This window comes from candidate division KSB1 bacterium, from assembly GCA_022562085.1.
Lineage (GTDB): Bacteria > Zhuqueibacterota > Zhuqueibacteria > Oceanimicrobiales > Oceanimicrobiaceae > Oceanimicrobium.
Genome location: JADFPY010000176.1, coordinates 1 through 8,905, shown reverse-complemented (window position 1 = coordinate 8,905; position 8,905 = coordinate 1). Strand labels below are relative to the sequence as shown.

Genomic DNA, 8,905 nt, shown 5'->3' with positions numbered 1-8,905 from the left:
CGGCCGCGACGGATGCCGAAGTGAATGACGACTGGGGCGACCTGGATGAGGATCGGCCGGAGTCGACTCGTCAACGAACGGGCTCGTCATCGAAGCGAGGCGACAAGCCGGGTGGGAAAAAAAGGAAGAAAAAGAAGAAAGGCTCACCGAGATCCAAACTGCCAGAGTTGATTCGATTCGCGGTTGATAAAAAGACATGGAGCCCAGGACCATTGCTTGAAGAAAAATCGCTCCCGAATTGCAGCATCAAACTTCCATTTTCCAGCGTTTCCAGAAGCACCGTACCTCTCACAGTGTACGAAGTACCGGATTCCATAAACATCCCTGTGCGGCTTTCACCCAGAATTTCCAGGAACGCGGCATGGCTATCGATGCCGTCTGTTGAAGCGATAATATCAACTGTTCCTGGCTCAATTGCGCTGAGAAGACCTGAGTTGTCAATAGTTGCGATAGACGGATCAGAGCTGCGCCAGCTAAAAACCTTGCCCACCAGTCTATCATTATTTAGATTAAAAGCGGCGGCCAGGTATTGTTGAGTCTCCCCTACCCTTATGCTGCCGCTGTCCGGTACCACTGAAACTTTCGCCACTTGATTGGGATCCGAAACAACTGTTAACAGAGCAGGTTCACTCTCCACGCCATTCGCGGCAGCAACAATCATGACTTGACCGGGCTGATTTCCAGATGCGAAGCCATTTTCATCTATTGAGGAAATGGAGGTATCAGAGCTCAGCCACTGAAAGGAGGTGCCGGGAATAATATTACCCAAGGTATCATAGTAGGTGGCTTGAAAGCTAACTGCGCTACCTTGCTGAATGGCCGTTGTTGTTGGGTCAATTTCAATTCTGGCAGGATTGCCCAAAGGTGATTCAGTGATAAAATCTGTGCCGATGCAACTTAGTTAGAGCAAAACCAGAATACCCAGCAGTCCTGAGCATATTTTTGCCATTTTAAACTGAGCCTCATTAAAGTTATTTTCGATAAAATAGAGTTTATTTAAATACGTTCAAAGCAAAATTTTTCGAATTCGTTTGTTAAAACTAAAGCCGCTTCATTTTGATTGCAAAAACAAAGCGGCTTTTTAAGGTCTATTTGATGGTAGCTGAGCCGGTTGGAAATCCCGAAGCGTTGTTACTCATTGAGTAAGTAACGTGGTCGGCTGCGGGGCTCGGAATAGAGCCAACCAATGGTTTTAGAGTAAACGGCGCTGCATCCTCATCCGGTGATGGTTCAATAGAGATAACTGCAGTGCCACCGGCAATATCAGTGGGAAAAGTGAGTCCCGAGGGGGCACTCTGGAGAAAATCTTCTCCCGGGAAAGGAGGTCCGCCTTGAGTACCACTGTACGGTGCGGCATCGTCAACGGCCGCGAGATTAGTGAACGTACCGGTTGTAACCGGAGTACCGCTGATAACCGCCCAGCCTTCGTATTTCCAGCCGGCGGGTAAAGCAGGCAGATTCAAACCCTGGGCAGGGCTGCCGGAGGAAAGATCGAGAAACCAGATGCCGCTGTTCTCATTGGTGTTGTCGCCATTTGTCGGCGTGGCTAAAATGTAATTTCCGGAAGCGGAAGTAAAATCATCTCCTAAAGCTGCGGCGTGACCAACGGACAAACTCGCGGACAAATTTGCCAAGCTTCCGGATAAATAGTGGGTATCCGCAGGAATGGCATCCGTATCTCCAGCCGGCTCGATTGTCACAATGATTGCGGTGGTGCCGCTTAAATCGATGCCAGTGTCGAACTCACCATTTGCAATGGCGTTGCCATTCAGGTCAACTATATTGCCACTTGCATCTACATTAAACTTCCCGGTTGCAACAGGGGCGTTATTGATAATCGCCCAGCCCTCAAAATGAAAGCCGTTTGCCAAAGGTTGTAGACCAGTGAAGTTTAATTGAAGTGTGGTTGGCGCCTCTGGGCCATTTTCGTCATTTTCACAGCCAAGACTGATTAGAGAAAAAAGCATTCCGGTGATTAAAAATTTGTGTAACATAATTCTACTCCTTCTTTTGTTAATAAATGAACCGCTCCTTTTGTTTGCGATAATAAACAAAACGAATATCACAGAAGTATCACAAGGAGATCATAAGAAGTTAAAATGGTTGGGAGTTCAAGCTTTAGCTTATGAAAAGGGGAATTCCGAGGAGCGAAGAGCGATAAGCGAGGATTGAGAATCGAGGATGGAGGATGGAACACCCAAGAAGCGATCCTGAGCTAATCGTGGAGGAGTCAAGGGATCTTGTTTATGCTTAAAAAGTCTTCTCGCTTCACTCGTTTCGAAATGACGATTGTGGTTGCTTGAAGGTTAATTGGCATGAAAAGTCTTTAAATCAAAAGAAAATGTAGTTCCTTCCTGCTCCACACTCTCAACAGATATTGTGCTCTCATGAAGCTCAAGAATTCTTTTGGCGATTGCAAGTCCTAAGCCAGTCCCTCCTGAGGAGCGGCTGCGGCTTTTTTCCACCCGAAAGAAGCGCTCAAAAACTAAGGGGATTTGCTCTTCGGGAATGCCGACACCGGTATCGGATACAACGACGCGCACTTTTTTGTTTTGTTTAGACAGATCAACTTTAACTGTTCCTTTTTCAGGTGTATATTGCAGAGCATTATCGATAAAATTGGAAAGGGCCCGCTCAATCATCCCAATATCAGCTTCCACCATCAGCAAATCCTTAGGCAGCGAAGCTTGTAAATCCACTTTGAGGGATTCGGCTTCGGGTTTAAACTTCATGACGACATCCTGCGTCAGTTCAGCCATGGAAAACGCTTCCGGTTTGGGTTGAACTTGCTTAGCGTCGAGCTTGGAAAGCTCGAATAGCTCGCTAACTAACTTGCTCAGCATCGTGGTATTATCGTAAATAATTTGCAGGTATTTTTTTCTGTCATTTGTACTCAGAGTCGAGTCTTTCATTAGGATGGTCTCGAGGTAACCTTGCATTGAGGCCAAGGGACTGCGAAGATCGTGTGAGACATTTGCAATAAGCTCCCGCCGGAGTTGGTCCGTTCGCTTCAGCTCATCCATATTGGCAACGATTGTGTCTGCCATTTGGTTAAAAGCTTTGGCCAGTTGCCCGATTTCATCATTTGATTTGATATCGATTCGTTTTTCAAATTCACCTTCTTCAAACTTCTTTACTGCGGTAGTCATTTTGCGAAATCTTTTGGTCAGAAAAGCGAACAAAATAAGACCGATGATGCCAGTGGAAATAAATACGAGACCGAGATTAATCGCAGTGGTTCGGATAATGTAACTTTCTTTGATCATCGCAATTGTAGAATCGTACTTCTCGCCGCCTAAAATAACATAGAGAAATCCGTCGATATCTGAACCGATTTTTAGGGTTGACGCTGAAAAGGGTTTTTTGCGGCCTATATGCCGCGGATCATCTCCCAAGATGGGCATTTTACTTTCCTTATTAAGAAAGTGTCGGATTGGCTGTAGACAAACGGAATCCAGTTTAACTTTCTTCTTCGGATCGGCAAAAAATGCCAGAATTTGTCCCACTTCATCCAGCAGGTAAATTTCAACTCTTGGATTCATGACCATCAAATGATGAATCGTGTGCTCAATTCCTTCGGTGCCCAAACTATCTTTGAGAAATGGTTTAAATTCATTGGCGAGGTCTTGAGCCAAATTACGATTGAGATGCTGCTCTGATTCCCAAACAAACTTTAAGGAAGAATTAATCGTAATCAGAATCTGCACCACCCCCACAATCAAAAGCAGAATCAAAAATACCGCAGAAATCCGACCGTAAAGGCTGTTGATAAATTTGTTCATGAGGAAAGCTCCTCCGGTTCGACAAAACTGTAGCCGATTCCCCAGACCGTCTTGATGTATTTTGAATTTGCCGGGTCCTGCTCGATCTTGCTGCGAAGTCGATTAATATGTGAGTTCACTGTGTGCTCGTAGCCGTCAAATTGGTACCCCCAGACTATGTCGAGCAGCTCCTGCCGGCTATATGCGCGGCCAGGATTCGAGGCAAAGAGTGCCAGCAAATCAAATTCCTTTGCAGTCAAATCGATTGGCGCTTTATCCAAGAGTACTTTTCGTTTATCCAAATAAATTTTCAAATCTCCAAAAATGAGTTCTTTGCTTTTGGCGTTGCCGGTTGCTTTTTCTTTATCCGCTTCCATTCTGCGAAAGATCGCCTTAATGCGTGCCATCAACTCACGAATACTAAACGGTTTGGTAATGTAATCATCGGCACCTAGCTCTAGCCCGAGGACTTTATCCAATTCTTCGGACTTTGAGGTTAGCATTAAAATGGGAGTGAAATTGTTTTGAGCGCGAATTTTTTTGCAAACTTCAAAGCCGTCCAGCTTCGGAAGCATGAGATCCAGAATCACCAAAGCATATTCATCTTCCTCAAACTTTTCAACTCCGGCGACACCGTCGGCAGCATGTTTCAATTGATAACCCAAATCGCCGAGATGAATCTCGAGAAGTTCCGAGATATGCGGATCGTCTTCGATGATCAAGATTTTATTATTTTTCTGCATCAAATTTTAGAGAATCACTTAATTAATCAGGGTTAATTAATTTTCGTATTCAATATAAGTAAAAAATATCACGAAATTATCACGATAGGCTAAAAATATAGCCATTAAAAGAGAACACTTCAACCAGTTTCACACACAGGATCGACGGGCGATAGGTTAAATAAAATAAAACAGATCAATAAAACAGATCAATAAAATAGGCTCCCACAGAATTTAAAACAAACAATTTTATCACTTCTTCAGTGGAATTTCCATTTCTGTGGGTAAAATTCATGTCGTGGGTATGTTTCTTTCGTTCATTCGGGATTTGCAATCACCGAATCCCCCGTGATAGGGGAATTTAATTCCCCCAATATTTAGCAATAGAGATTACAAAATCCCTGTCGAGCACGAGAACAGCTAAAAAACCACCAAAAAACTGCTCGGTTCAATATATTATTTTCGTTAAAGTTAGGGCATTTTAGAAAATTTTTATTTCACTAATAGCGAAATAAATTGACTTTTGAGATTATTTTTCTATATTTAACATTTAGTACAAAAACAGCAACCCACTGAACTTAATAGACTTAACCTCAAATACATACAAGGATTTAATGGCAGATTTAACCGAAAAAGAAGTTCTGGCAGCTTTGCAAAGTGTGCAAGATCCGCAAACAGGCCAGGATCTTGTTGCCAGAAATATGGTCAAAAACATCCAGATTAATAACTCAACCGTTGTGTTTACCTTAGAATTTAAAAGTGACTCCCACCCAGATAAAGAATCTATCCAGGAAAATGCCCGCGTGGCAGTGAAGGCTCTCTCTGGAATCGAGACGGTCAATGTGATCCCCACGGTGAATGATCCTTTGAAGGTTATATCTTCAGCCCCTGCATCACCGCCTCCCGGAATGCCTCCGCAGCAACCTATGCAGCCGCAGCCGCAAAAAACTATGCTGAATGCAAAGTACACCATCGCGGTGGCAAGTGGGAAAGGCGGCGTCGGTAAAACAACCGTATCTGTGAATCTGGCGGTTTCTCTCGCCAAAACCGGTGCAAAGGTAGGCCTGCTCGATGCAGATATTTACGGGCCGAATATCCCGATTATGATGGGCGTAGACGACAAACTCGGCACGCGCAACAACAAAATTGCACCGTTATCCAGATACGGAGTCGAAATGGTTTCCGTGGGATTCATCTCTCAAGGCGACACGGCTATCATCTGGCGAGGACCGTTGGTCGGGCGAATGATTCAACAATTTCTGCAAGACGTCGATTGGGGCGAATTAGATTATCTGGTCATTGACCTGCCCCCGGGAACCGGTGACGCCGTGCTTACGCTTACGCAATCATTACCCCTCACCGGTGCAATTGTGGTAAGTACGCCGCAAGACGTTGCGATGGCCGATGCCAAGAAAGGCATCAACATGTTTAAGAAAGTAGAAGTTCCCATTCTTGGCATCGTGGAAAATATGAGTTACTTCGTCTGTCCGCATTGTGATGAACGTACTGAAATTTTCGATCATGGCGGCGGCAAAAAGACCAGCCGAAAGTTCAAAATCCCATTTCTTGGCGAAATCCCCCTTGATACTAAAGTTAGAGTCGGCGGGGACACCGGAAAACCTATCTCGATATCTGATCCCGACTCTCCAGCCGCAAAGGCATTCAAAACACTTACCGATACGATAATTCAACAGGTCAGCAAAACCAAAGAGGACTCTGGAATCCTGAAACGAGTTTTTAAAATTAGCTAATCCCCAGCGTGGCACAGCCGCACTGGCAAACGTGAAACGTGAGATGTGAAACGAACTTTAGGACGCAGCTTTCGGCCGTCAGCTTTCAGCTTTTTTTAAGTATGCACCAGAGAATGAATTGTCAGGCTTTTAAGTGATACAGTCAATGCAGTTTCTTAAAGCTAATTGCTGACGGCTGAAAGCTATATTTTTTCACTTCAACGTGCACTGCAACAGGAGGGTTTGAGTCTAAATCAGGACATTATTAACCTTTCTTGAGGTAGCTATGGGGAAAGGAAACGGTAAAATTCTGTATCCTGGCACGCCCACAACTTCGGATGGAGCCAAGACAGTCAGCTGGGTCGACACCCACATCACCGAAGACGCGTGCGCATATCCGATCACTTCTTCCACAACCATGGGGCACGGTTATCAACGTGCGGTTTCAAACGGTAAAAAAAACCTCTGGCGCGACACACTCACCTTTTTAGAACTGGAATCCTTCATGGCTCTGCAGCAAGCCATGAAGGATTTGCCCCCGCTGGCGTGCCGGTCAACAATTTTACCTCAAGTCAAGGTTTGGCTTTGCATGTCCCCAGACCAAGCCCGGGGTGAGGAAGTGAATAATCTCACGGATGTTTTTCGTTGGAGATTCTGTTGTATGAAATGCTGATGCAACCTATTTTTTATAAAAATTAAACATAACAGAATAACAGAATAACAGAATAAAAGGAGGGGTCTTTTTATGGAAAACAACGGAAAAAATTCCGGTACAGCCCCTGAAAGGGCAAAGGAGATAACGGTTGGTTTCGGAGGTGCTGCGGGTGATGGCCTTGATAAATCCGGGAATACGCTGGCGACGGTGATCAATCGTCTGGGACTGCACGCAATTTCTTACAATAGTTACCAGTCGCTTATTCGCGGTGGGCACACTTTTCTACGACTTCGGATCAGCCAGAGAAAAGAGGCATGTTTTGGAGATCATCTGAATGTTCTGCTTGCAATGAATCAGGATAGCATTGAGAGGCACGCGCCTGAAGTAAATCCGGGTGGCGTAGTCATTTTTAATTCAGACAAAATCTCATGTGATCCATCCCTCCTGCAGGAAAGTGTCCAGGCCATACCACTGCCCTTTAAAGAGGTCACCGCCGGTATGGGCAAACTTATTCCTATCATGCAAAATACCATGGCGCTGGGAGCATTATTGTACCTAGCAAACCTTGAGTTTGAAACCTTGCACAAAGTGCTGGCGGATATTTTCAAACATAAAGGTGAAGAAGTTATCGAACAGAATGTAAAGGTGGCGCAAGGCGGTTTTGACTATGCCAAGCAACATTTTGAATCTGCAAAAATCAGCATACCGTGGGAATTCACGCGAATCCCGAAGCCGTTTTTCTCCGGAAATGCGGCTATGGCACTGGGAGCAGTGGCAGGCGGGCTGAAATTCTATGCGGCCTACCCCATGAGTCCTGCGTCGAATATTTTGCATTGGTTGGTTACAAATAGCGAAAAATGTAGTGTGCTGGTTAAGCAAGCGGAAGATGAAATCGCAGTGGTGAATTTAGCGATTGGAGCCGGGCACGCGGGCGTGCGTTCCATGTGTGCAACTTCAGGGGGTGGCTTTGCACTTATGACCGAAGCGGTGGGCGAAGCAGCGATGCTCGAAACACCGGTAGTCATTGTCAATGTACAGCGAGGAGGGCCTTCAACCGGGTTACCAACCAAAACCGAGCAAGGGGACTTAAACCAGGCCATGGGCGCTTCGCAAGGTGACTTTCCGCGAGTCATCATGGCGCCAAAAAGCGTCACAGATTGCTACCACATAACGGCTGAAGCCCTCAATATCGCTGAACAATTTCAACTCCCGGTGATTATCTTATCCGATTTATTGTTAGGCGAAAATTACGAAACCATCGAGCCAGGCTCCTGGTCGCACGACCTCGAAATCAAGCGTGGAGATCTGATTCGCAAAGTCCCTGAAAACATGGAAAACAATGGCGGGTTCAAGCGTTATGCATTTACGCCGTCAGGGGTATCGCCTCGGCCAGTTATTGGTAGTGAAGGAATGGTTTACGTGGCAGCATCTGACGACCATGACGAAGATGGTGTGATCATCAGCGACGTTTTCACGAACGCGGCCGTTCGGCGAAAAGTTAACGAAAAACGCATGCGCAAGTTGGAGGGAGTTCTCAAAGAGTTAGAACCCCCAGCATTAGAGGGTCCAGCTGACGCTGAAGTTACCCTCATAAGTTGGGGTTCGACCTGGGGCGTTATTCAGGAAACCCTGGAACAATTGCAAGAAGAAGGCATTACCGCAAATCAACTGAATTTCAAATATCTTTTTCCTCTCCATTCAAAAGAGGCGCTCGAAATTCTGGATAAATGCAAGACAACCATCGCGGTGGAAGTCAACGCTAGCGGACAGTTTGCCAGACACCTTCGAGCCGAAACCGGTTTTTCTTGCACGGATACTATTTTGAAGTACGACGGCGAGCCCTTCGAGCCACGACTAATCACAAATCGTGTCATGGCTATTCTCAGAGGTGAACCACTCGACCTCCGGGTAACCGAAAAGGAAGCTCGCGAGATTGCGTACCATTATATTCGGGTTCATCTCGGGGACAAGCTTCGTCCCGCGAAAACCGTTGATGTGACTAAAAATGGCTACGGTGAACCGGTGTGGGTTTTGGAA

At 45.7% G+C, this 8,905-nt stretch carries 7 protein-coding genes; 3 read left to right on the top strand and 4 right to left on the bottom strand.

What is annotated here, in order from left to right; translation table 11 throughout:
- Positions 1–70: 70 nt before the first annotated feature.
- From IH879_14225 to IH879_14210, 4 genes are all read right to left on the bottom strand, one after another.
- A complete protein-coding gene (locus tag IH879_14225) occupies positions 71–862 on the bottom strand; it encodes an Ig-like domain-containing protein (GenBank protein MCH7676091.1) in 792 nt (263 codons plus the stop codon).
- 226 nt (positions 863–1,088) lie between these two features.
- Positions 1,089–1,994, bottom strand: a complete 906-nt coding sequence (locus tag IH879_14220) for a hypothetical protein (GenBank protein ID MCH7676090.1) — start codon at positions 1,992–1,994, stop codon at positions 1,089–1,091.
- Between the two features lie 312 nt (positions 1,995–2,306).
- The gene (locus IH879_14215) at positions 2,307–3,782 is read right to left on the bottom strand and encodes a HAMP domain-containing protein (GenBank protein ID MCH7676089.1); all 1,476 of its coding nucleotides are present in this window, start codon (positions 3,780–3,782) and stop codon (positions 2,307–2,309) included.
- Positions 3,779–4,504 carry a response regulator transcription factor gene (locus IH879_14210; GenBank protein MCH7676088.1) on the bottom strand — a complete coding sequence of 242 codons (726 nt, stop codon included), beginning with the start codon at positions 4,502–4,504 and terminating at the stop codon, positions 3,779–3,781. The genes IH879_14215 and IH879_14210 overlap by 4 nt, the downstream gene beginning before the upstream one ends.
- 593 nt (positions 4,505–5,097) lie before the next feature.
- Here IH879_14210 and IH879_14205 point away from each other — a divergent pair.
- The 3 genes from IH879_14205 to IH879_14195 form a co-directional block, all read left to right on the top strand.
- Entirely contained in the window at positions 5,098–6,234 is a 1,137-nt protein-coding gene (locus IH879_14205; GenBank protein MCH7676087.1) for an Mrp/NBP35 family ATP-binding protein, read from the top strand.
- A gap of 265 nt (positions 6,235–6,499) precedes the next feature.
- A complete protein-coding gene (locus IH879_14200) occupies positions 6,500–6,886 on the top strand; it encodes a hypothetical protein (protein MCH7676086.1) in 387 nt (128 codons plus the stop codon).
- 72 nt (positions 6,887–6,958) lie between these two features.
- A partial coding sequence (locus IH879_14195; protein MCH7676085.1) for a 2-oxoacid:acceptor oxidoreductase subunit alpha occupies positions 6,959–8,905 on the top strand: 1,947 nt, incomplete at its 3' end.

What these genes read in the sequence shown, in the direction of transcription:
- IH879_14210 (MCH7676088.1), bottom strand. Translation starts at nt 4,504, where the DNA reads ATGCAGAAAAATAATAAAATCTTGATCATCGAAGACGATCCGCATATC.
- IH879_14220 (MCH7676090.1), bottom strand. Translation starts at nt 1,994, where the DNA reads ATGTTACACAAATTTTTAATCACCGGAATGCTTTTTTCTCTAATCAGT.
- IH879_14205 (MCH7676087.1), top strand. Translation starts at nt 5,098, where the DNA reads ATGGCAGATTTAACCGAAAAAGAAGTTCTGGCAGCTTTGCAAAGTGTG.
- IH879_14200 (MCH7676086.1), top strand. Translation starts at nt 6,500, where the DNA reads ATGGGGAAAGGAAACGGTAAAATTCTGTATCCTGGCACGCCCACAACT.
- IH879_14215 (MCH7676089.1), bottom strand. Translation starts at nt 3,782, where the DNA reads ATGAACAAATTTATCAACAGCCTTTACGGTCGGATTTCTGCGGTATTT.